Genomic DNA, 20,329 nt, shown 5'->3' on the forward strand with positions numbered 1-20,329 from the left:
GGTCAGGAGTGCGCAGCGTCGGAGACCCGGGTGAGAGCCCGGGTTTCCTCGTCACTGAGCTCGAGGGTCAGGGCATCCACGATCGGCCGCAGCTGCTTGAGGTTGCGTGCGGAGGCCAACGGAGCGACGACACCGGGCCGGTCACGCAACCAGGCCAACGCCACGGCGGCGGGCTCCACCCCATGGTTCGCAGCCACCTGTGTTACGACGTCAACGACGTCGTAACACTCGGTCTGCTGGTAGTCCGCAACCATGCCGGCACGATCACCGTCGATCACCTCGCCCCGACGGTACTTACCCGTGAGGAAACCTGCAGCCAGGGCGAAGTAGGGCATCATCCCCATACCGAGCTCGGCCGCGACCTGTCCTCTACCGCCTGAGCCTTCGACGTCGTCACGGTGGAGGAGATTGTAGTGGGGTTGTAGGACGATGGGCCGTGCACTCCCCTGGGAGTCGGCGATGGCGAACCACTGTCGGATGCGCTCGGGCGTGTAGTTGGACAGTCCCACGTGCCGGATCCTGCCGGCACGGCGAGCCTCCTCGAAAGCGGCCACAGTCTCCTCCAGCGGGGTGGACTCGTCGTCGAAGTGTGCGTAGTAGATGTCGACGACGTCAGTACGTAGGCGCAGCAGGGACTCCTCCAGCGCCAGACGGATGTTGTCGGTGCTCAGACCGGGCCTGTCGGGCTTGGTGGAGACCTTCGTGGCCAGCACGATGCGATCGCGTGCGGGGCGTGAGGCGAGCCAGCTCCCGATGACGGTCTCCGACTCTCCTCCGGAGTTGCCCGGGGCCCAGTAGGAGTATCCGTCGGCGGTGTCGATGAGGTTTCCCCCGGCATGCAGGTAGGCATCGAGCACCTCGAAGGAGGTGGATTCGTCGGCTGTCCAGCCGAAGACATTGCCGCCCAGCCCGATGGGGCTGATCCTGAGGTCGGCGAGCGGGCGAGTCGGTGCTTCAGTCATGTTCTCTCCTGATCTCCGAGCGCCATCGGGAACTGCTCCACGACGGCGTTCGTCCATTCATAGGTCGGACCAACAGAGCCAGAATAGATTCGAGGCTGGAACCATTACCGCGGTTCCAGCCTCGGCGAACAGCCCCTTCGAGCAGTCCCTCCTGGAGCTCAGATGGCTTGCTGCCGCTTGGCCTCGCGGCGCCTGGCCAACTCGTCCTCAACAAGTGGCGTGCCTAGCGCCTGTGCGTGGTCGACGGGCAGGTCAGCCAGCGCTCCCTCGACCTCGTGCCACACCCGCCCCACGGCAATGCCGAAGACGCCCTGACCACCGGCGACGAGGTCGACGACCTCGTCCGCGGATGTGCACTCGTAGACCGAGGCGCCGTCACTCATCAGGGTGATGGATGCCAGGTCCTCCACACCACGAGAGTGCAGTGCGCTGACGGCCGTACGAATCTGCTGCAGAGAGACTCCGGTGTCCAGAAGCCGCTTGACGACCTTGAGTACCAGGATGTCCCGGAAGGAGTAGAGACGCTGGGAGCCCGACCCCTTGGCGCTGCGGATCGATGGCTCAACCAAGCCGGTACGGGCCCAGTAGTCGAGCTGCCGATAGGTGATGCCGGCGGCGCGGCACGCGACCGGCCCCCGGTAGCCCGAGTCGGCGTCGAGCTGAGGAAGCGGGTCGCCGAACAGCATGCCCTGAGTACGCTGAGGCCTTGCTACCGCACTGGCTTCATTCATGCTCACGAGCTGCTCCTGTCACCAAAAGAGACGCGTCTAAAACCGACGCGGCGGCTCGCCTCTTGCGGCCACGGCTCCACGATAGGGCCAGTGAGGGCGATGCTCAACGAAGGGCACGCCCCCATCTCGATGTGCCGTCAGGCATGAATCTCTAGATGAGGTCGAGCATCCGAGCCATAACACCAGCAGTTCCCCGAGATAGAGCCGTTTCAGCAGTAGCACATCCCGTGGCAAAGGTGCCACAGATCACAACTTCAGTCACACGCGTCACATCAGTCCCGCGTGTCGTCGGCAAGGTCGTGAGTCTCAGACAGCATCCGCCGCCACTGCGCAAGCTTCTCAGCCCCACGGTCATCGCTGAGATCGACAGCCCTGAGACGAGTCAACGAGCTGCTGGCATGCACTGGGAACCGGTGATAGCCACTCAGAAGGAGCCCCTCGCCCGGAGTGCAGGAGACTGTCATGACCTTGTCCTCACGCTCGGGCACCTCGACGACGAGCCTGGCGACAATGCGAGCGTCATCATCGACGTCAAGCTCGGTGCGCCCGATGCGCCCACCCAGGGCCTCGACAACGTCATCGAGGAGCCTGGGCCAGGACGGCGACCGGTATGAGTCGTGCGCATGCAGCACCAGCCCTTCATGCGCAGTCACTGGAATCGCCAGCATCGCCGGCCCACCGTCCTCCACGAGAACCGCGACCAGGCCGTCATCAGGATTGGTGGACCTGACACCCACCAACTGCATCAATGGCACGTTCCAACCCTAAGACGCGGCGCTTACCCCTGTCCCGCGAACACGCATACGGCGAGTGCTGACTTTCGTCGACACTCGTCCTTGCCGTGAGCACCCGACTCCGACACACACCTGTCGGCGCACAGTCACCCCAGCGCGTCGACGGCACGCCGCAGCAGGATCGTGTGCAGGTCCGCCACGAGCTCGGCCAGCTCCCGTGCCGTCTCCTCACCGGCACTCCGGGAACGGGACCGACGTGGAGCCACCGCCTGGTCAATCGTGTCCGCCTCACGCTCGGCCGAGGCGCGCACCGCGCGCAGGTTGCGCAGGGGCACGCCCTTACGGGTGATCTCCATAGCCAGGCGTACGGTTCTCAGGTTCTGCTGGCTGTAGCGCCCTCGGACGTCGGGACTGATGAGCCCGACGGAGACGAGCTCCTCGATCTGCGACTCGCTGGCACCGGAGTGGGTCAGGAGCGCCTCGAGATCCATGGGGCCGTCGTCGACGATCTGCCCGTCGCGGGCGACCACCCGAGCGACAGGCTGAGGCGCGGGGGCCTCTGCGTCTGCATCGAGGTGAGCCAGACGATCACGAATGACGTGCAAAGGAAGGTACTCGTCCCGCTGCACCGCCAAGGCATAGCGCAGTCGCTCCAGGTCTGCTTGCGAGTAGCGACGGTAACCGTTTCCGACCCGATGGGGACTGATGAGCCCCTCCCCCTCGAGATAGCGAACCTTAGAGATCGACAGGGCGGGAAACTCCACTTTGAGGAGATCCACGACCTGCCCGATCTTCATCACGGGCTCTCGGGAGATTCCGCGGGGCCAGCTCCCGCCGGCCGGGCGCTCAGAGGCCTCGAGCAAGGAGGAGGACGAGGCTCGCTTCTTGCTTCGTGCAGTTGCGGCACTCACCGAGACGCGGCTCCGCTCTGGGGGCCGGGGTGGTAGGTCATCCGGTACTTGCCGATCTGGACCTCGTCACCAGAGCGGAGAGCCACCTGCTCCACGCGCGTGCGGTTGACGTAGGTGCCATTGAGAGAACCGGAGTCACGGACCCCGTAGCCCCCATCGGGAAGAGATGAGAAGACCGCGTGCTTTCTGGAGACCGTGACGTCGTCGAGGAATATGTCGGCACGCGGGTGGCGTCCCACAGTCGTCTCCTCAGCGTCCAGAAGGAACCGCGCACCGGTGGTCGGCCCGTGGTGGACGAGGAGAAGCGCCGTTCCCGACGGTAGGGCAGCGATCGCCGCGGCGTCCTGCTGACTCAGCCCCACCACCGGGGAGTCGACTGAGTTGACGACATCGGCAACCCCGAAGGTCTGGGTGGAGGAGGGATCCTGCTCGATCGGATTGCTCGACATTATTCCTGCCCCTCGGTTCGTTGCGGCGCCCGGTGCGCCGCCTCAGGGACCACCATACCGTTCGTTGCACCGCCGTCGAGTCAACACCACGACATGGCTTGCCACGAACATCGGGAAGCCTACCCGCTGTCCGCCCTCAGTCGCTCCCTTCAGGTGATCAGAAGCACCACATGAGGGTCTCAGATAGGTAACGACACCTACTGATGTTGCTCAAGCTAGGACAAAGGTCTCATAGAGGGTGGGGGCTCGCCGCTCAGGTGGAGGCTGAGGCAGCACGACGAGCGTCAAGGGCTCGTCGCAGGTCGTCGAGGCTCTTGAGGAGGAGCCGACGCAGGGCCGGTGGCGCCTCGGGATGGGCGTTGATCCAGTCGTCAACCGCTTGAGCATCGTCCTCGTCCCCGCAGACGGGGAACAGGTCCGTCACCAACCGCGTGGCGATCTCCTGACCGCGCCCGGACCACACCTCCTGGAGCTCGTGGAGGTAGCGAGTGGTGAACTGGGAGGTCAGATGGCGATGAGCATCGACGGCGAAGCCCGCGATGAGGGCGTCAACGTGGTCGTTGCTCAGGGTCGTATCGGTGAGCAGCCGGTCGAAGATCGTCGCCTTGAGCTCCGGGTGGGGCATCGAGCTGGAGGCTCTCAGATGACAGGTGATGCCGCTGGCCGTCGGGTCCGCCTTCCGCTGTGCATCGAGCTCATCGGGGCCGACGGCGTCCAATCGCGCCAACGCCGTCAGAGCCCGCCATCGCAGATCATCGTCCATCTCCAGGCCGGGAAGGCCGCCATTCAGGAGCCTGCGTATGCGGACGGTCATGCGGGCCCGCGTCTCCTCGCCGAGCAGCATCGCCTGCCCCGCGGCTTCCAGCCATGCACGGACCCGCACGAGCTGGGCGTCCGAGCCTGGGGCCGCGGCGCGGAGTCTGCCCCAGCCACCGTGCACCGCGGACGGCTGTGGTCCCTCCGGATGCTCCTGTAACAGATCCTCGGAGATGAGCCGCTCGAGGAGCCGTTGCGCCGTCTGTCTGTCGGAGTACCGGCAGGCGGCTCGTAGCGCCTGGTTCAGCAGCGTTGCCAGGGTGCCCGGCTCAGTCTCGTCGTCGGCGTGCGCCAGGACGGTCTCGACGAACAGCGGTGCGCCGATGATGGCGTCACGCAGAAGGTTGTGCAGCATCGACCAGGACAGGGCCCGCGCCATGGGATCGCGGACTGCCCCGAGAGAGGCGGCGAGGCGGGACAGGGAGACGTCGTCGGGACGCACGACGGCGTAGGTGAGGTCCTCGTCATTGACCACGACGAGGTCGGGAGCCGGCAGACCCGACGCCTCAAGGATCTCGAGACGATCAGTCCTCAAGGTGACCGGCAGCCTGTGGGTGCGCACCAGCGCACCGTCGTCGTCGAAGGAGTACAGGCCGACGATGAGCGTGTGCGGGCGTAGCACAGGCTTCCCGGTGGCCAGGTCGGTCCCCTCCTGGCAAAGGGTCAGCGAGACGATCCGGCCCTCATGGACAACCAGCTCATCGGTGATGACGGAGGGGCCCGCCGTGTGGAGCCAGGCGCGGGCCCAGTCCTGCATGTCGAGACCTGAGGCCTGTGAGAGTACGTGTAGGAAGTCGCCCAAAGTGGCGTTGCCGTAGGCGCTGCGCTCAAAGAGCCTCCCGGAGGCCTCGAGGAATGCGTCTTGCCCCACGTGAGAGACGAGCTGCTTGAGGACGGCAGCGCCCTTGGCGTAGGTGATGCCGTCAAAGGTCTGGCGGGCGGCCTCGACGTCGTCGACCTGCGCCACGACGGGGTGAGTGGTGGCCGACCGGGAGTCCTCCAGATAGGCCCAGGCCTTGCGGGTGGAGGCGAAGGTCGTCCATGCCTCGGCGTAGCCGGCCGCCTCGGCCTCCGCCCAGGTGCCCTGGTGGTCGGCGAAGGACTCCTTGAGCCAGGTGTCCTCCCACCAGGTAGGGGTGACGAGGTCGCCGAACCACATGTGGCTCATCTCGTGGAGGATCGTGTTGGCTCGCCCCGCCCTCTGAGATCGGGTCGCCGGTCCGCGGAAGAGGTAGAGGTCCTCGTTGAAGGTGACGCAGCCGGGGTTCTCCATGGCGCCGAGGTTGTACTCGGGGACGAGCACGCTGTCGTAGGAGTCCCAGGGAAAGCCGTAGTCGTAGGCACGGTCGTAGTGGTCCAGGCCGGCGCGGGTGATGTCGAGGAGCTCGGCGGCATCGAGGTGATCGGCCAGGCTGGCCCGGCAGGACCAGGACAGTGGGATCGTCAGGTCCTGACGACTCGCTGAGCTCCACTGCCCGGTCACCCGGTGCCAGGGACCGGCGGTCAGTACGGTGAGGTAGCTGGACAGTGGCTTGGAGGGGGCGAAGGACGTCACCTCGTAGCAGTCTCCGGTCTCAGCGCCGTCGGCGTCAGCCGACACGTCGGCGCCTGCCCCGCCCGTCACCGGACAGGTGTTGGACATGACTGTCCAGCCGCGCGGGTGGATGACCTCCAGTGAGAACCGGGTCTTGAGATCAGGCTGCTCCATAACGGGCCAGGCCCGGCGTGCGTCGGAGGGCTCGAAGTGCGTGTAGAGGTAAGTGGCACCGTCTACCGGGTCGTGGAAACGGTGCAGTCCCTGGCCCGAGTTGGAGTAGAGGCCGCGCGCCTCGATCTCCACCACGTGCTCTCCCAGATCGAGGACGGGCAGGGCGATGCGGGCGCCGTCCCAGGTCACCGCGGCCGGTTGACCGTCAACGCTGAGTGAGTCGACACTCCGGCCCACGAAGTCCACCCACAGTCCCTCGGTCCGCTGCCCGATGCGCAGCCGCATCCGACAGCGGACCCGGAAGACGGCCTTACTGGGAACGGTGGCCGTGGTGACGTCGATCGTCACGTGGCTGGAGCGCATCCGGCACACCGAGGCTCGCCACACGGCTTCCTCGTGACGCAGATTCATGGGGCTGTCTGAGCGAGCAGGGACGGTGGCTGTCATATTCAGGGATCTAGCGGCAAGCGGAACGGACGAGGGCTGGTCGGGCCTCAGCTCCACTTCTCCTCGGGGCGCTCGGGGGTGGCCCACAGCGTGTGGTAGACGCCCTCGAGGTCATCAGCGCGGTGGTAGGTGTGCGAACCGAAGAAGTCGCGCTGCCCCTGAATGAGGGCTGCAGGCAGGCGCGGTGAGCGCAGCTGGTCAACATAGGCCAGGGAGGAGGCGAAAGCCGGGGCCGGGACGCCGGTGGTGGCGGAGGTGGCCACCACCTGGCGCCAGGCCGGTAGCGCTGCGGCCAGGGAGGAGGCGAAGACCGGCGCAGTCAGCAGACTGGCCAGGTCCGGGTTCTCGCCGTAGGCGCGGGTGATGTCGTCCAGGAACCGGGCCCGAATGATGCAACCGCCCCGCCAGATGCGGGCCATGGCACCCAGGTCGATGTTCCAGCCGAACTGGTTCGAGGCGGTGGCGATCTCATCGAAGCCCTGGGCGTAGGCGGCGATCTTGGAGCCGTAGAGGGCCTGCCTGACGGCATCGACGAAAGCGCGTCGCTCCTCAGGGCCGGCCAGAGTCGGGGCCGAGGTACCCGGAGCGATGTCGGCGGCCTGGACGGCGGCGCGCGCCGCACTTGCTGAGGAGACTGCGCGGGCGAAGGTCGCCTCAGCGATAGCGGGTACGGCCACGCCCAGCTCAAGAGCCGTCTGGGTGGTCCACACGCCGGTGCCCTTCTGGCCGGCGGCGTCCACAACGACGTCGACGAACGGTTCCCCGGTGGTGGCGTCGGTGTGGGCGAGAACCTCAGTGGTGATGTCGATGAGGTAGGAGTCGAGCTCGGAGTCCTTCCAGGAGCGGAAGACCTCGGCGATCTCGGGAACGCTGAAGCCGCCGACGTGACGCAGCAGGTCATAGGCCTCGGCGATGAGCTGCATGTCGGCGTACTCGATGCCGTTGTGGACCATCTTGACGAAGTGACCGGCGCCGTCGGGCCCCACGTGGGTGCAGCAGGGGGCGCCATCGACGTGGGCCGAGATGGACTCCAGCATCGGCCCCAGGCGCTTGTAGGAGTCCGCGGTGCCACCGGGCATGATCGAGGGACCGTTGAGTGCCCCCTCCTCACCGCCGGAGACGCCCATACCCACGAAGTGAAGGCCACGCTCGCGCAGGGACTCCTCGCGGCGCCGGGTGTCGGTGTAAAGCGTGTTTCCGGCGTCGACGATGATGTCGCCGGGCTCCATGAGGGTGGCGAGCTCCTCGATGACCGCCTCGGTGGCGGCTCCGGCCTGGACCATGATGATGGCTACACGCGGGGTGCGCAGAGAGGCCACGAAGTCCTTCAAGTCGGCCGCGGGCACGAACTCGCCCTCGGAGCCGTAGCGCTCCATGAGCCTTTCGGTGCGAGCGAGCGTGCGGTTGAAGATCGCGACCGCGTGACCGTGGCGAGCCAGGTTTCGGGCGAGGTTCGCCCCCATCACCCCCAGCCCGAAGACACCGAGGTCGGCTGTGGCCGGTGCGGGAGTGAAGCTGCTCATGAAGGTCCTTTCCTGTGCAACAGGCCTGAGACGGCCCTGCGACTCCAAACGGTGGTGGCGGACTGCAGGTTGCGATCCGTGATGCCGGGGCGGTGCGCCGGCGATCCGGCAACGGAGGCCGGCGGGCACCAACCGGCATCTGTCAACGCCGTATGACCCTACCGCGTCCCGTCCTCGAGCAGGAGGACCGTCCGTGGTTCAGTCGCTTCCCGACAGGGTGTGACGACTCACGGTGAGACTGTTCCTCACCGGTGAGGTGCCTGCATGCGCGTTACAGTGGCGCTCGGCCCTTACGGCTCCTTAGCCGTTGCGGCGACCCTGACCGGGCAGGCCTCCGGACCACCGCAGTCCGCCGGCAGTCTCTGTTGCGGCACTGCCCGATCCACCGTTTGTCGAATCTCAGAAAGGCTGACGTGTCCAGCTCCGACTCTGCGACTCCGTTACCGCTGTCGCGGCCCGCGCGAGCAGCCAACCCGCTTCTCGATGCCCGCGACCTTCGCTTACCGCGTATCGCTGACCCCTGCGTCCTGGTGATGTTCGGCATCACCGGTGATCTCGCTCGCCACAAGCTTCTGCCCGCCATCTACGACCTGGCCAACCGTGGCCTGCTCTCCCCCAGCTTCTCCCTGGTAGGGGTCGGCCGACGCTCCTGGTCCGACGACGACCTGCGCGAGTACGTGGAGAAGTCGGCTCGGGCCGGTGCCCGCACCCCGTGGCGTCCCGCGATCTGGGAGCAGCTGGCAGCAGGGATGCGCTTCGTTGAGTTCAGTTCCTTCGAGGACGACGCCGCCTACAAGCGGCTCACCCGGGTCGTGGACGACCTCGACGCCACCCGGGGCACCCGGGGGAACCGCGCCTTCTACCTGTCGATCCCACCGGGCTGGTTCCCGGCCGTCACCGAGCGGATCGCCCGCTCGGGACTTGTCGAGGAGTCGGCCGACGCCTGGCGGCGGGTCGTCATCGAGAAGCCCTTCGGGCACGACCGCGCCAGTGCCCGTGAGCTCGACGCCCTGGTGGGTCGGATCGTGCGTCCCGATGATGTCTTCCGAGTGGATCACTACCTGGGCAAGGAGACGGTGCAGAACATCCTGGCGCTGCGGTTCGCCAACACGATGTTCGAGCCGCTGTGGAACCAGCGTTACGTCGACCATGTCCAGATCACGATGGCGGAGGACATCGGTATCGGCACCCGGGCCGGCTACTACGACACCATCGGCTCGGCGCGTGACGTCATCCAGAACCACCTGCTCCAGCTCCTGGCGCTGACCGCCATGGAGGAACCCACCAGCATGGACGCCGCCGCGGTGCGTCTGGAGAAGGAGAAGGTGCTCGACTGCGTGCGCCTGGAGCGGGACGGTGTCGTGGACCTGGATCTCACCACGGCCCGAGGCCGTTACGACGCCGGTTTCCAGGGAGGACTGCCTGTGAAGGGCTACCTGGAGGAGGACGGCGTCGCTGCCGACTCCCGGACCGAGACCTTCGCGGCCCTGCGCCTGGAGATCGCCAACCGCCGCTGGGCGGGAGTGCCGTTCTACCTGCGCGCCGGTAAGCGCCTCACTCGCCGGGTCACCGAGGTGGCGGTCGTCTTCAAGAAGCCCCCGTTCCTCCCCTTCGAGTCCGCGGCCACCACCGCCGTAGGAGCCAACACGATCGTGCTGCGGATCCAGCCCGATGAGGGGATCACGCTACGGCTGGCTTCCAAGGTCCCTGGTACCCAGATGGAGTTGCGGGACGTCTCCATGGAGTTCGGCTACGGCGCCACCTTCAACGAGGAGTCACCGGAGGCCTACGAGCGTCTCATCCTCGATGCGCTCCTGGGTGACGCCCCGCTGTTCCCCCACCAGCGCGAGGTCGATCTGTCCTGGCGCATCCTCGACCCCGTTATCGAGCACTGGACCGCCGGAGGGAGCCCTGAGGGCTACCGCCCCGGTTCCTGGGGACCGGCCAGTGCCCACGAACTCCTCGCCCGTGACGGCCGCACCTGGAGGCGCTCATGATCACCACGCTGACCGCAACGACCACCTCCCGGATCGTCTCCCGGCTCGTGGAGCACGAGGGCACCTCCGGCTCCTCCCGGGTACTGACGCTGGTCATCTCCACAGACGAGGCGGGGCTCGAGGAGGCTCTGTGCGCCGCCCACGGAGCCAGCCGGGACCACCCGTGCCGAGTCATCGCGGTCGTCAAGCCGCCTGAGGAGGAGAGCGATCGAGCGATGCCGCGCAGCCGTGACGGGCACGTTCCCGCTCAGGCCGGCGGGCACCTGGACGCGGAGATCCGCGTGGGCCACGATGCCGGTGCAGGTGAGACGCTGGTCCTGCGTCCTTGGGACGAGGCGGCGCTGCACACCGACACGTTGGTCGTCCCTTTCCTTCTGCCCGAGGCACCAGTGGTCGTGTGGTGGCCCACGACCGTCCCCGAGGTTCCCTCTCAGGATCCGTTGGGCCGCCTAGGCTCCACACGGATCACCAACACTCCTGCTCAGGACTTTCCGGCGATGGCGCTGCGCGAGCTGGCGCCGGTAAGCGTTCGCGGCGACATCGACCTGGCCTGGACCCGGATCACCCTGTGGCGCGCTATGGTGGCCTCGACGCTGGACCCGCTCCTGCGCTCGGGCAGGCTACGTGAGGTGGTCGTGGCCGGCGAGCCTCGTAACTCCTCTTTGTCCCTTATGATCGCCTGGCTGCGGCTGCGGCTGGACGTGCCTGTGACGCGAGTCGACGAGGAGGGCTTCAAAGGCATCTCGTCCATCACGGCCAGAACCGACGAGGGTGACGTCGTCATCGCCCGTCACGACCTGGAGAGGGTCACGATCACCCGTCCCGGCTCCCCCGAGCCCCAGGTGGTCACCATGGCCCGTCGCGAGCCCGTGAGCACCCTCAACGAGGAGCTGCGCCGACTCACCCCTGATCTCGTCTATCAGGAGGTCCTGGCCACACTGCTCGAGGAGTCTGTACATGACTGACAACCCCACCGACGGACATGCCCTCGTCGAGATCCAGATGGGTGCGGCTGCAGCCCCGGCACCGGCCGTCGTCGTCGCACCGACACTGACTGATGCAGCCCAGCGAGCCTGTGAGGACACGGTGCGGATCCTGGCTGAGGCGGTTGCCGAGCGAGGAGTCGCCCACCTGGCGCTGACGGGCGGTTCCGGTGGAGTCGCACTGGCAGAGTCTCTGGCTCCGCTGATCGCCGCCCAGTCCGAGCCTGTACGCTGCGGCATCCACCTGTGGTTCGGTGACGAGCGCTTTGTGCCCGCAGGCGACACCGAGCGCAACGACCTACTGGCCACTCCCCTCGTTGCGGCCGGCGTGCCGGAGTCCCAAGTGCATCGTCTGGCCGGGCCGCAGGACGCCAGTGGACTGGATGAGGCCACGGCCCGCATGATCCATGAGCTTGAGACTGCAGGCCTGACCAGCGACGGCTTCGACGTCGTCCATGTGGGACTGGGGCCTGATGCCCATGTCTGCTCGCTCTTTCCGGGACACCCGGCCGCGCTCGCGGTGGGAACCCCCGCCGTGGCTGTCCGCAGCTCGCCCAAACCTCCTCCCGAGCGTTACTCCCTGACCTTCGAGGCCCTGCAGCGCGCTGGCCGGATCATGGTGGTGGCCGGTGGTGAGGGCAAGGCTGAGGCTGTACGCCTGGGTCTGGGCACACCCGATGCAGTCAGGGCACCCGCCTCGTGCTGCCGGGGCCGGGAGACCACCTGGTACCTGGATGAGCCGGCCACCGTGAGCCACAACAACGCCTGACGTTCCAGATCCCCTGGTTCCTGTGGGGTGAGCCGATGCAGGGAGACCTTGCGTATCGGCGCGGACGGCTACCTTTGTCTCATGAGCTTCCCCGGCCGGTTCTCCACGCGCTTCGGTGTCCTTGGCACGCTCTGCGTCTGGGGCCTGGTGACGGCGTTGCCGGTCCAGGCCGGCGACACCTCTGCAGAGACGCCCCAGGACTCCGCATCCACTGAGCTCGCGGCCCTTCACGAGGCGCCGTGGGACCAGCGGGCGGGCTTCATCCTGTCACCCGGGGCGTCTCTCGAAGCACTGTCTGAACTGCCCGAGGATGCTCCTGCTGCACAGTCCTGGAGCGAGGGAGGATCCCGCACCGGCTGGTTCGGAGAGGCCTGGACGGACGTTGACGGTGACGGCTGCGACACCCGTAACGAGATCCTGGCCCGAGATCTCACGGATACCGATTTCTCCCGAGCCGACGGCGCGCAGAATCGTGAGGAGGGACGTGGACAGGGCGCGGGAGCGTGCCCCGACGCCACTGTTTGGTCCGGCACGCTCCAGGATCCCTACACCGGTAAGAGGATCGCCTTCACTCGAGGTCAGGACACCTCCGCCGCCGTGCAGATCGACCACGTGGTGCCGCTGAACTACGTCTATGCTCACGGCGCCTGGCAGTGGGATGAGCGCACTCGGCTCCTAGTGGCCAACGACCCTTTGAACCTCATCGCCGTTGACGGAGAGGCGAATCAGGCCAAGGGCGCCTGCGGCCCAGCGAGCTGCCCCGTCGGCTCCACCGAAACCGGCAGCTGGCGACCTACTGGCCCGGGTGGCTGGTGGCCGGTCAACACCTCCTACCGTTGCACCTACGCACGTCGCTTCGTCTCCGTGGCGGGCGCCTACCGTCTCGGTCTGCCCCAGGCCGACAGGGAGGCGCTGCGCTCTACTCTGACCGACTGCCTCGCCGGCGGCGACGGAGCCGACTCGCTGACCGAACAGGCCACTCGTACCGTCAAGGAGTTGGGCTCCACCGTATGGCGTACTCCCGTCTACTCGGCGTTAGCAGCGCTCGGAGCCCTCGCACTGGGATGGGGGCTGATTATGCGTGGGCGTGCTCGCGGGCGCAGGTCGAGACGTCGTCGATTCAGGTCCAGAACACGCCATTGAGCTCGTCCGCTTAGGATGTCGTCATGGCAGCTCGTTCTCAGGCCGAACACCACGGCGCCAGCGAAGGAGGCGGACCAGCCTCGGCTCGAATCGACGTCTGGTTGTGGAGCGTACGGCAGGTCAAGTCCCGCTCGGCTGCGACAAGTGCCTGCAAGGCGGGCCACGTGCGTGTCAACGGGGAGACCGCCAAACCTGCGCAGCACATCTCCGTGGGAGACGAGGTCCGCTACCGCGTCAACGGTTTCGATCGGCTCCTGACCATTACTCGAGTCCTCACGAAGCGCGTGGGTGCCCCGATCGCCCGCACCGCGTACATCGACTCATCTCCCCCTCGTCCGTCCCCCTTGGACTCGCCTGCCGCCGTCATCCGGGATCGGGGTGCTGGACGGCCCACGAAGAAGGAGAGGCGGCAGCTCGACGCTCTCATGGGAGGCGGCCGTCATCAGGATGACCGCCACTGACCGGGGTGAGCGGCCTCACCACTGACCGATTTCTGAAGGAGCCACAGCATGGGTTAGGGTTCTACTCGTTGCGAGCGGCCAGTTGCCGCGAGTCAACGGGCTGTGGCGCAGTTTGGTAGCGCACTTGACTGGGGGTCAAGGGGTCGTGGGTTCAAATCCCGCCAGCCCGACCAGCACAAGGATCCGTACCTTCGCAAGGTGCGGATTTTTTATTAGACAATACATTTTTGCAGCAAGGCTGCCGCATTTTTATGTCCACCCTCTCATCAACACCAACCACATCCACACCTTGAATAACAACCATCGAGTATATTTATTCTTATTTCTCTCCCAGTCTCCTTCCTTCACGTTAATTACATCCTCATAAACGTTGGAACGACGCCATTTGCGTCCTACCAAGAGCGCCTCTCCGCTTTTTGATGACACAGCAACACGAAAGTGTGGCGACTGTATTAACCCCTCCAGTTCAGCCAGGCGCCAAATGCGGTCAGAAACGTCACAAGCCAATAACATGCGAGACGCTCTGGACTGTGGTTGAGTGAACACCGACATCGAGGGTGTCTCACAGCATCCTGCGCATCGGTTCATAACCGGGTGCCAAATCCAACCGTGTTCTCATATCCCCGATCAGAGAGAACGACACATGAACATCAAGCGCGTCATCGCCGCAGCTGCGCTCGCCGTCGTGCCGCTGACCGCCTCCTCGACCGCCCTGGCCGCTCCGGCCGCTCCTCAGGGTGCACCTGCCGCGGCCGCGGCTGTTCCGGCCCAGGTGTCCACTGACGGTGTCCAGTACGCCAACACCGTCCTGAACAAGGTCAACGAGCTCCGCAGCAGCCTGGGTCTTAAGCCTGTGACCCGGTACCAGGAGCTCGACGCCGTCGCCCAGGACTGGTCGGAGCACCAGGCCAGCGCCGACATCATGGACCACCGCCCCGACTTCACCTCCGCCTACCCGGCCGGCTGGACCACAGGATCTGAGAACGTGGCCTGGCGTACCACGGGTGGCGACACTGGCGCGTTGATCTTCGACCAGTGGCTCAACTCCCCCGGCCACTACAAGAACATGGTCGACCCCAACGTCAACTCCATCGGCATCGGCTTCGCCCAGACCTCCAGCGGCAAGTGGTACGCCACCCAGAACTTCGCCGCCTACAACCCCAGCAACACCCCGCTGACCCCCACGACCACGAGCAACACGCCTCCGTCAACCAGCAACACCCCGCCGACGACGGACACCACCGTTCCTACTCCCGCGCCGACTCCCTCGGAGACGCCGTCCGCACCCACGACCGAGACGACTCCTCCCACCACTCAGACCGCTCCCCCGGCCACCGAGACCACCGCCCCTGGGGCCACGCCGACCCCGTCGGCTCCGGCCACCACGGTGACTACGAAGACCACCACCACGACGGCCACCGGTACTCCTGCCAAGCCGTCCTCGACTCCGGCGGTCGCCGCTCCCGGCACCACTCCGACGAAGCCCGCACTGGCCACCACCGGCCCGAGCATCGCTGTCGCCGTCGTCGCTGCTGGCCTGCTGGGCACCGGTGCCTTCCTCGTCATGCGTCGCCGCCAGGCCAGCTGACTTCCAGGTACAGCACGAGCCGTTCCTCTGACGAGCGCCTGTTGCCCACCACCGTGTGGGGCAACAGGCGCTCGTCGTTGTGTCTCACGGTGTCTCTTCCGCGTCTCTCCTGTCATTCGCCGTCCACATCGAGGCATCATTCTTGAGAGGATGGTTGTGTGAAGCGTCTTCCCCTCGAACCAGAGTTCCTTACTCCGCTACCCGCCGAGATCGATCTCCGCCTCGTCGTCACAGACATGGACGGTACCCTCATCGATGGCGAGGGACGCGTACCTGTCGGGCTGAACCAGGTCGTTGCCCAGATGCGTGAGGCCGGTATCCTCTTCGTTCCCGCCTCGGGCAGACAGCTGGCCAACATCCGTGCGGTTCTCGGACGTGTCATTGATGACTCACCGCTCATCGCGGAGAGCGGGGCCCTCGCCGTCCACGGGAACGAGGAGATTCACTCCGATACCATCAGCGCCGAGGACGCCGCTGCCGCCGTCGTCACAACTCGGGAGCTGGTGAGTGCCGGCTACGACGTCGGCGCAGTGGTGGCGTGCAAACGCTGCGCCTACATCGAACGGTCCGACCCCGCCTTCCTGGCTCAGGCCCGGCTGTACTACGAAGCGCTGGAGGTCGTTGACGACCTCATGACCGTCCCCCTGGATGAGGTACTGAAGGTCGCCGTCTTCGACTTCGACGACGTCGAGAACGGAAGCTCGCAGGCGCTGACCGCGGCGGTTCCGAATGTTCAAACCGCTGTGTCCGGTCTGCACTGGGTGGATATGACGTCCCCGCAGGCCTCGAAGGGACGCGCGCTGGCGGCGCTTCAGGCCAGGTTGGGGGTCCTTCCCGAGCAGACGGCTGTCTTCGGCGACTACCTCAACGATCTGGACCTCTACGAGCACGCGGACCTGGGCTTCGCCATGCGCAACGCTCACCCCGGCATCCACGCGGCGGCCGCCTTCACGGCACCGGCCAACACCGAGGACGGCGTGCTGCGCACGGTTGAGGAACTGCTTCGGCGCTCACGCCCTCGGAACTGAAGCTGGGACCCGGGACGGTCTCGAATCCGCGAGTCCGGGACCGTCCCAGGGGGTGCTTCTCAGCGCGTTGACTGTCGGGGCTACTGGCTCAGCCAGGCCTTCATGCCACCGGTGACATTGACCAGCTCGCCGGCGTAGCCGGCCGTAGTCAGCGCCTCGATCGCCTTGGCGGAGCGCACGCCGGCGGCACAGATGACCGCGGTGGGCCTGGCCGGGTCGAGCTCGCTCATCCGATCGACTACCTGCCCCAGCGGTATGTCGACCGAGCCGAAAATCGCCGAACGCGCCACCTCGTCGGGCTCGCGCACATCGAGCACGACGAGGTCCTCCCCCGCCTCAAGCCGCCTACGCAGCTCATCGACCTTGATCTCCTTCACGTCAGAACTCCTCCATTCCGGTGAGAGCGACTACTTGCGCAGTCCGCGGTAGCAGGTGATGAGGCCCCGGGTGGAGGCATCCTGGTTCTTGAGAGCGGCCTCGTCCCCCTGGACGGCGGGCGCGATCTCCAGGGCCAGCTTCTTGCCGAGCTCAACGCCCCACTGATCGAAGGAGTCGATGCCCCACACGATGCCCTGGGTGAAGGTGATGTGCTCGTAGAGGGCGATGAGCTCCCCGACGACCGCGGGAGTCAGTGCCGGGGCGAGGATCGAGGTGGTCGGCTTGTTGCCGGTGAAGACGCGGGCCGGGACGATCTCCTCAGGAGTTCCCTCCGCACGTACCTCTTCGGCGGTCTTGCCGAAGGCGAGAGCGGCGGTCTGAGCCAGGTAGTTGGACAGGAACAGCTCGTGGACATCCACTCCCCCGTCCTTGACGGGGTGGGCGGGATTGGCCACGGCGATGAAGTCCGCGGGGATGAGCTGGGTGCCCTGGTGGATGAGCTGGTAGAAGGCGTGCTGGCCGTTAGTGCCCGGCTCGCCCCAGAAGACCTCACCGGTCTCAGTGGTCACGGGGCTGCCGTCCCAGCGCACGGACTTGCCGTTGGACTCCATGGTGAGCTGCTGGAGGTAGGCGGCGAAGCGGTGCAGGTACTGGGCGTAGGGCAGGACGGCGTGGGAGCCGGCCTTGAAGAAGTTGACGTACCAGACGTTGAGCAGGCCCATGAGCATGGGGACGTTCTCGGCCGGGGCCTTGGTCGCGAAGTGCTCGTCGACGGTGCGGAAGCCGGAGAGGAAGTCGGCGAAGTTCTCCGGGCCGATGGCCACAGCCAGGACGGTGCCGACAGCGGAGTCCACGGAGTAGCGTCCCCCCACCCAGTTCCAGAAGCCGAAGGCGTTGGCCGGGTCGATGCCGAACTCGGCGACCTTGTCCAGGGCGGTGGACACGGCCACGAAGTGCTTGGCGATGGCGCCGTCGGTCTCAATGCCCTTGCCCTTCAGGGCGGCCAGGAACCAGTCGCGGGCCATGCGGGCGTTGGTGAGGGTCTCCAGGGTGGTGAAGGTCTTGGAGGCGATAATGAACAGGGTCGTCTCAGGGTCGAGATCGGAGACCTTCTCCGCGCAGTCGGTGGGATCGATGTTGGAGATGAAACGGCACTGAAGGCCCTTCTGCACATAGGGCTTGAGCGCCTCGTAGACCATGACCGGCCCCAGGTCGGAGCCACCGATGCCGATGTTGACCACCGTCTTGATGGGCTTGCCGGTGATGCCCGTCCACTCCCCCGAGCGCACACGGCGGGCGAAGGCGTAGATCTTCTCCAGGACCTCGTGGACGTCGGCGACGACGTCCTGCCCGTCCACGGTCAAGGATTCGGTTGCGGGGCGGCGCAGGGCCGTGTGGAGGACGGCGCGGTCCTCGGTGATGTTGATGTGCTCGCCGGCGTACATGGCATCACGGCGGCCCGGGACGTCCACCTGGGTGGCGAGCTCGGCCAGGGCGTCGCGGACGTCGTCGGTCAGCAGGTTCTTGGACAGGTCGACGTAGAGGTCCCCCAGCTCGTAGGAGAAGCGCTCGGCGCGCTCGGGATCGTCGGCAAACCAGGCGCGCAGGTCCGGAGTCATGGAGTCGTGGAGGTCGGTGAGGCGCTTCCAGGCGGGCGTGGTGGTGGGATCAACCGGATTCAGCATGGCTACAGTCTATGGGTGTCACAGCCGCGCGCCACTTTCCGGCGCCGAGCGTTCCCACGACTCCGGAGTCCTTGATGGTTCCTGAAGCACCGACAACACGCCAGGCGGTTCTCACCTCTGCCGATGCCGTGCGCGCCGCCCTGGTCGAACTGTCCGACGAGTCCAAGGCGGCACAGGTCGCCCGCTACCTGCGCGCCGTGCCCGGTGGCTATGGAGAGGGCGACCGCTTCCACGGCGTGCCCGTCCCGCAGGTTCGCGCCGTTGCGAAGCGCGCCGTCCTCAACGACGACGAGCTGGAGCGTCTGGTGGCCGACCTCTGGCACGAGGAGCGGATGGCCGCGCTGTGCGTCGCCGTCGCTCAGGCCAAGCGAATCAGCCGTCTGCTGGGCTCGAGACGGGCGCAGCGAGCTCCCGATTCGCAGACTGTCCAGGAGGCGCTGGCCAGACGCGAGGAGCTGGGGCGGAGATATCTGGACTGGGTCGGCCGGGACCTGGTCAACAACTGGGACCTGGTGGACACCTCGGCTGAGCACCTCGTGGGGGCCTGGCTCCTCGTTCCTCTCGCGGGAGCGCAAGGGCTGCCCTGCCGAATCAGTGATCTCATCACGAGCAGCAATGTGTGGGAGCGTCGCGTAGCGGTCATGTCCACCTTCGCCACCACCCGGGCCGGCACCGACTGGCCGACCTATGCCGTCGCCCGGCGGCTGCTCGATGATCCTCACGATCTCATCCACAAGGCGGTCGGCTGGATGCTGCGGGAGGCGGGCAAGCGCGTCAATGAGGCCTCGCTCGTCGCATTTCTTGACCAGTACGCCGCGCACATGCCCCGAACGATGCTGCGTTACGCCATCGAGCGGCTCACCCCAGAGGCTCGAGCCCACTACCGGTCACTGAGAGCCTGACGATCGCTGATGGTCTGCTGTCGGTACAGGCTCGGTGAAAACCGCAGGACTCGTCGGAAGTCGGCAGTCAGGTGGGCGTGGTCGGCGTATCCGAGCTCGGCGCCTCCCCTTTTCCAGGTCCGGGTCCGCCATGGCCTCCGAGACGATGGTATACAGATCGGAGTCCTCAACTGGCTGATGGGCATCCCGAATCAAGGCGGGTGAGCACAAGGGGGATGCCCCCACCGGCGTGAGTAGAGCTCCGACAGCCCACCCCCGGCCTTCCAGCTCGCGATAGGAGATGCTCGTCGTCGGGCCGTGCAGAGTGATGCCGTCCGGTTCAACCACGAGGTTACAAGCGGGGAACGGGAGAACCTCCTGCCGGTCCCGTTGTCCTGCGGGCAGGTTCCAGCGCGGAATCCAGATCCAGCGGACGCGGTCGGCCAGTGCCTCGGACACAGGCTCGCGGTGAAAAGTCGGAAGCTTGGAGGGATAGAGGATCCCCCGTTGATCAGCGGTCGTCTCAGGCACGGTTCCTCACCTTTCCGGAACTGTCGCAGATCTTCAAGCGAAGGCATTTCATCGTTCTTACAGTCGTTGACATGAGTACACGCAACGTATCCGGAGCCACCGGTCAGTACACGACTCACGGGACTCCGCACGGATTCACCAGTATCACACCGTTTCTGGCCATCGACGGCGCCGACCGGGCGCTTCGGTTCTATCGAGACGTCTTCGGGGCGCGCATCGTGGACAGTGTCGAGATCGAGGGGGCGGTCGTCCACGCGGAGCTCGACTTCGGTCACGGCAGGATCCAGATCGGTGAGCCGTCCGCCCTGTCCGGTCTGGTCGCGACCCCGTCGGACGAGCCGGTCTGCTACTCGATCGGCCTGTACTGCCCGGACGTCGATGCCGTCGTTGAGCGGGCTACTGCCGCCGGCGCGACCTTGCTGGAACCGCTTGACACCTTCGTGTCCGGGGACAGGTTCGCCTCTATCCGCGACCCCTTCGGCGTGCGGTGGGCAGTCATGACCCGGGTCGAGGATCTGTCCGAGGAGGAGAGCGCGGCGCGTGTTGCCGCATGGGCCAAGAAGGAGAAGGAGCAGGCCGCGGCTGGCAACTGAGCCCGTTTCAA

19 protein-coding genes and 1 tRNA gene are annotated in these 20,329 nt (G+C 66.3%); 10 read left to right on the forward strand and 10 right to left on the reverse strand.

Annotated elements, in window-relative coordinates; all coding sequences use genetic code 11:
* Nucleotides 1-2: 2 nt before the first annotated feature.
* From HMPREF9056_RS08525 to gndA, 7 genes are all read right to left on the reverse strand, one after another.
* Nucleotides 3-962 carry an aldo/keto reductase gene (locus HMPREF9056_RS08525; protein WP_009404476.1) on the reverse strand — a complete coding sequence of 320 codons (960 nt, stop codon included), beginning with the start codon at nt 960-962 and terminating at the stop codon, nt 3-5.
* 158 nt (nt 963-1,120) lie between these two features.
* Nucleotides 1,121-1,648 carry a MerR family transcriptional regulator gene (locus HMPREF9056_RS08530; protein WP_009404477.1) on the reverse strand — a complete coding sequence of 176 codons (528 nt, stop codon included), beginning with the start codon at nt 1,646-1,648 and terminating at the stop codon, nt 1,121-1,123.
* A 317-nt stretch (nt 1,649-1,965) separates the two neighbouring features.
* Nucleotides 1,966-2,439: a DUF151 domain-containing protein gene (locus tag HMPREF9056_RS08535; protein WP_009404478.1), complete on the reverse strand. Its 474-nt coding sequence runs from the start codon at nt 2,437-2,439 to the stop codon at nt 1,966-1,968.
* Between the two features lie 134 nt (nt 2,440-2,573).
* Nucleotides 2,574-3,338: a MerR family transcriptional regulator gene (locus tag HMPREF9056_RS08540; protein WP_172635256.1), complete on the reverse strand. Its 765-nt coding sequence runs from the start codon at nt 3,336-3,338 to the stop codon at nt 2,574-2,576.
* A complete protein-coding gene (locus HMPREF9056_RS08545; RefSeq protein ID WP_009404480.1) occupies nt 3,335-3,787 on the reverse strand; it encodes an FHA domain-containing protein in 453 nt (150 codons plus the stop codon). Before HMPREF9056_RS08545 ends, HMPREF9056_RS08540 begins: the two co-directional genes overlap by 4 nt.
* Before the next feature lie 253 nt (nt 3,788-4,040).
* Entirely contained in the window at nt 4,041-6,758 is a 2,718-nt protein-coding gene (pepN, locus tag HMPREF9056_RS08550) for an aminopeptidase N (protein WP_034514323.1), read from the reverse strand.
* A 47-nt stretch (nt 6,759-6,805) separates the two neighbouring features.
* The gene (gene gndA / locus HMPREF9056_RS08555) at nt 6,806-8,281 is read right to left on the reverse strand and encodes an NADP-dependent phosphogluconate dehydrogenase (protein WP_009404482.1); all 1,476 of its coding nucleotides are present in this window, start codon (nt 8,279-8,281) and stop codon (nt 6,806-6,808) included.
* Nucleotides 8,282-8,694: 413 nt separating this feature from the next.
* Here gndA and zwf point away from each other — a divergent pair, with 413 nt between their 5' ends.
* The 8 genes from zwf (at nt 8,695) to HMPREF9056_RS08595 (ending at nt 16,250) form a co-directional block, all read left to right on the forward strand.
* A complete protein-coding gene (gene zwf, locus HMPREF9056_RS08560) occupies nt 8,695-10,278 on the forward strand; it encodes a glucose-6-phosphate dehydrogenase (RefSeq protein WP_034514324.1) in 1,584 nt (527 codons plus the stop codon).
* Nucleotides 10,275-11,243: a glucose-6-phosphate dehydrogenase assembly protein OpcA gene (locus tag HMPREF9056_RS08565; RefSeq protein ID WP_009404484.1), complete on the forward strand. Its 969-nt coding sequence runs from the start codon at nt 10,275-10,277 to the stop codon at nt 11,241-11,243. The genes zwf and HMPREF9056_RS08565 overlap by 4 nt, the downstream gene beginning before the upstream one ends.
* Entirely contained in the window at nt 11,236-12,030 is a 795-nt protein-coding gene (gene pgl, locus HMPREF9056_RS08570) for a 6-phosphogluconolactonase (protein WP_009404485.1), read from the forward strand. The genes HMPREF9056_RS08565 and pgl overlap by 8 nt, the downstream gene beginning before the upstream one ends.
* Before the next feature lie 81 nt (nt 12,031-12,111).
* Nucleotides 12,112-13,173, forward strand: a complete 1,062-nt coding sequence (locus HMPREF9056_RS08575; RefSeq protein WP_009404486.1) for an HNH endonuclease family protein — start codon at nt 12,112-12,114, stop codon at nt 13,171-13,173.
* A gap of 23 nt (nt 13,174-13,196) precedes the next feature.
* Nucleotides 13,197-13,634, forward strand: coding sequence for an RNA-binding S4 domain-containing protein (locus tag HMPREF9056_RS08580; protein WP_034514325.1), 438 nt, complete (start codon nt 13,197-13,199; stop codon nt 13,632-13,634).
* 96 nt (nt 13,635-13,730) lie between these two features.
* Nucleotides 13,731-13,807: transfer RNA gene (locus tag HMPREF9056_RS08585), tRNA-Pro, on the forward strand.
* A 470-nt stretch (nt 13,808-14,277) separates the two neighbouring features.
* The gene (locus HMPREF9056_RS08590; RefSeq protein ID WP_009404488.1) at nt 14,278-15,222 is read left to right on the forward strand and encodes a CAP domain-containing protein; all 945 of its coding nucleotides are present in this window, start codon (nt 14,278-14,280) and stop codon (nt 15,220-15,222) included.
* Between the two features lie 158 nt (nt 15,223-15,380).
* Nucleotides 15,381-16,250, forward strand: a complete 870-nt coding sequence (locus HMPREF9056_RS08595) for an HAD-IIB family hydrolase (RefSeq protein WP_009404489.1) — start codon at nt 15,381-15,383, stop codon at nt 16,248-16,250.
* Between the two features lie 80 nt (nt 16,251-16,330).
* Here HMPREF9056_RS08595 and HMPREF9056_RS08600 read toward each other — a convergent pair whose 3' ends face one another.
* Both HMPREF9056_RS08600 and pgi read right to left on the reverse strand, forming a co-directional pair.
* On the reverse strand, nt 16,331-16,627 hold the full coding sequence (locus tag HMPREF9056_RS08600) for a rhodanese-like domain-containing protein (RefSeq protein ID WP_009404490.1): 297 nt from the start codon (nt 16,625-16,627) through the stop codon (nt 16,331-16,333).
* Between the two features lie 30 nt (nt 16,628-16,657).
* On the reverse strand, nt 16,658-18,313 hold the full coding sequence (pgi, locus tag HMPREF9056_RS08605) for a glucose-6-phosphate isomerase (RefSeq protein ID WP_009404491.1): 1,656 nt from the start codon (nt 18,311-18,313) through the stop codon (nt 16,658-16,660).
* 74 nt (nt 18,314-18,387) lie between these two features.
* Between pgi and HMPREF9056_RS08610 the strand changes: the two genes are divergently transcribed.
* A complete protein-coding gene (locus tag HMPREF9056_RS08610) occupies nt 18,388-19,215 on the forward strand; it encodes a DNA alkylation repair protein (protein ID WP_034514326.1) in 828 nt (275 codons plus the stop codon).
* On the opposite strand, the gene HMPREF9056_RS15005 is transcribed toward HMPREF9056_RS08610, so the two are convergent.
* The gene (locus tag HMPREF9056_RS15005) at nt 19,201-19,725 is read right to left on the reverse strand and encodes a DUF6597 domain-containing transcriptional factor (RefSeq protein WP_009404493.1); all 525 of its coding nucleotides are present in this window, start codon (nt 19,723-19,725) and stop codon (nt 19,201-19,203) included. The two genes, HMPREF9056_RS08610 and HMPREF9056_RS15005, sit on opposite strands and share 15 nt — an antisense overlap.
* 71 nt (nt 19,726-19,796) lie before the next feature.
* On the opposite strand from HMPREF9056_RS15005, the gene HMPREF9056_RS08615 reads away from it, so the two are divergent.
* Nucleotides 19,797-20,318: a glyoxalase/bleomycin resistance/extradiol dioxygenase family protein gene (locus tag HMPREF9056_RS08615; protein WP_009404494.1), complete on the forward strand. Its 522-nt coding sequence runs from the start codon at nt 19,797-19,799 to the stop codon at nt 20,316-20,318.
* Nucleotides 20,319-20,329: the final 11 nt, after the last annotated feature.

The sequence above is a fragment of the Actinomyces sp. oral taxon 170 str. F0386 genome, from assembly GCF_000195595.1.
Lineage (GTDB): Bacteria > Actinomycetota > Actinomycetes > Actinomycetales > Actinomycetaceae > Actinomyces.

What these genes read in the sequence shown, in the direction of transcription:
- HMPREF9056_RS08525 (WP_009404476.1), bottom strand. Translation starts at nt 962, where the DNA reads ATGACTGAAGCACCGACTCGCCCGCTCGCCGACCTCAGGATCAGCCCC.
- HMPREF9056_RS08530 (WP_009404477.1), bottom strand. Translation starts at nt 1,648, where the DNA reads ATGCTGTTCGGCGACCCGCTTCCTCAGCTCGACGCCGACTCGGGCTAC.
- HMPREF9056_RS08535 (WP_009404478.1), bottom strand. Translation starts at nt 2,439, where the DNA reads ATGCAGTTGGTGGGTGTCAGGTCCACCAATCCTGATGACGGCCTGGTC.
- HMPREF9056_RS08545 (WP_009404480.1), bottom strand. Translation starts at nt 3,787, where the DNA reads ATGTCGAGCAATCCGATCGAGCAGGATCCCTCCTCCACCCAGACCTTC.
- pepN (WP_034514323.1), bottom strand. Translation starts at nt 6,758, where the DNA reads ATGACAGCCACCGTCCCTGCTCGCTCAGACAGCCCCATGAATCTGCGT.
- gndA (WP_009404482.1), bottom strand. Translation starts at nt 8,281, where the DNA reads ATGAGCAGCTTCACTCCCGCACCGGCCACAGCCGACCTCGGTGTCTTC.
- HMPREF9056_RS08565 (WP_009404484.1), top strand. Translation starts at nt 10,275, where the DNA reads ATGATCACCACGCTGACCGCAACGACCACCTCCCGGATCGTCTCCCGG.
- pgl (WP_009404485.1), top strand. Translation starts at nt 11,236, where the DNA reads ATGACTGACAACCCCACCGACGGACATGCCCTCGTCGAGATCCAGATG.
- HMPREF9056_RS08575 (WP_009404486.1), top strand. Translation starts at nt 12,112, where the DNA reads ATGAGCTTCCCCGGCCGGTTCTCCACGCGCTTCGGTGTCCTTGGCACG.
- HMPREF9056_RS08580 (WP_034514325.1), top strand. Translation starts at nt 13,197, where the DNA reads ATGGCAGCTCGTTCTCAGGCCGAACACCACGGCGCCAGCGAAGGAGGC.
- HMPREF9056_RS08590 (WP_009404488.1), top strand. Translation starts at nt 14,278, where the DNA reads ATGAACATCAAGCGCGTCATCGCCGCAGCTGCGCTCGCCGTCGTGCCG.
- pgi (WP_009404491.1), bottom strand. Translation starts at nt 18,313, where the DNA reads ATGCTGAATCCGGTTGATCCCACCACCACGCCCGCCTGGAAGCGCCTC.
- HMPREF9056_RS08610 (WP_034514326.1), top strand. Translation starts at nt 18,388, where the DNA reads ATGGTTCCTGAAGCACCGACAACACGCCAGGCGGTTCTCACCTCTGCC.
- HMPREF9056_RS08615 (WP_009404494.1), top strand. Translation starts at nt 19,797, where the DNA reads ATGAGTACACGCAACGTATCCGGAGCCACCGGTCAGTACACGACTCAC.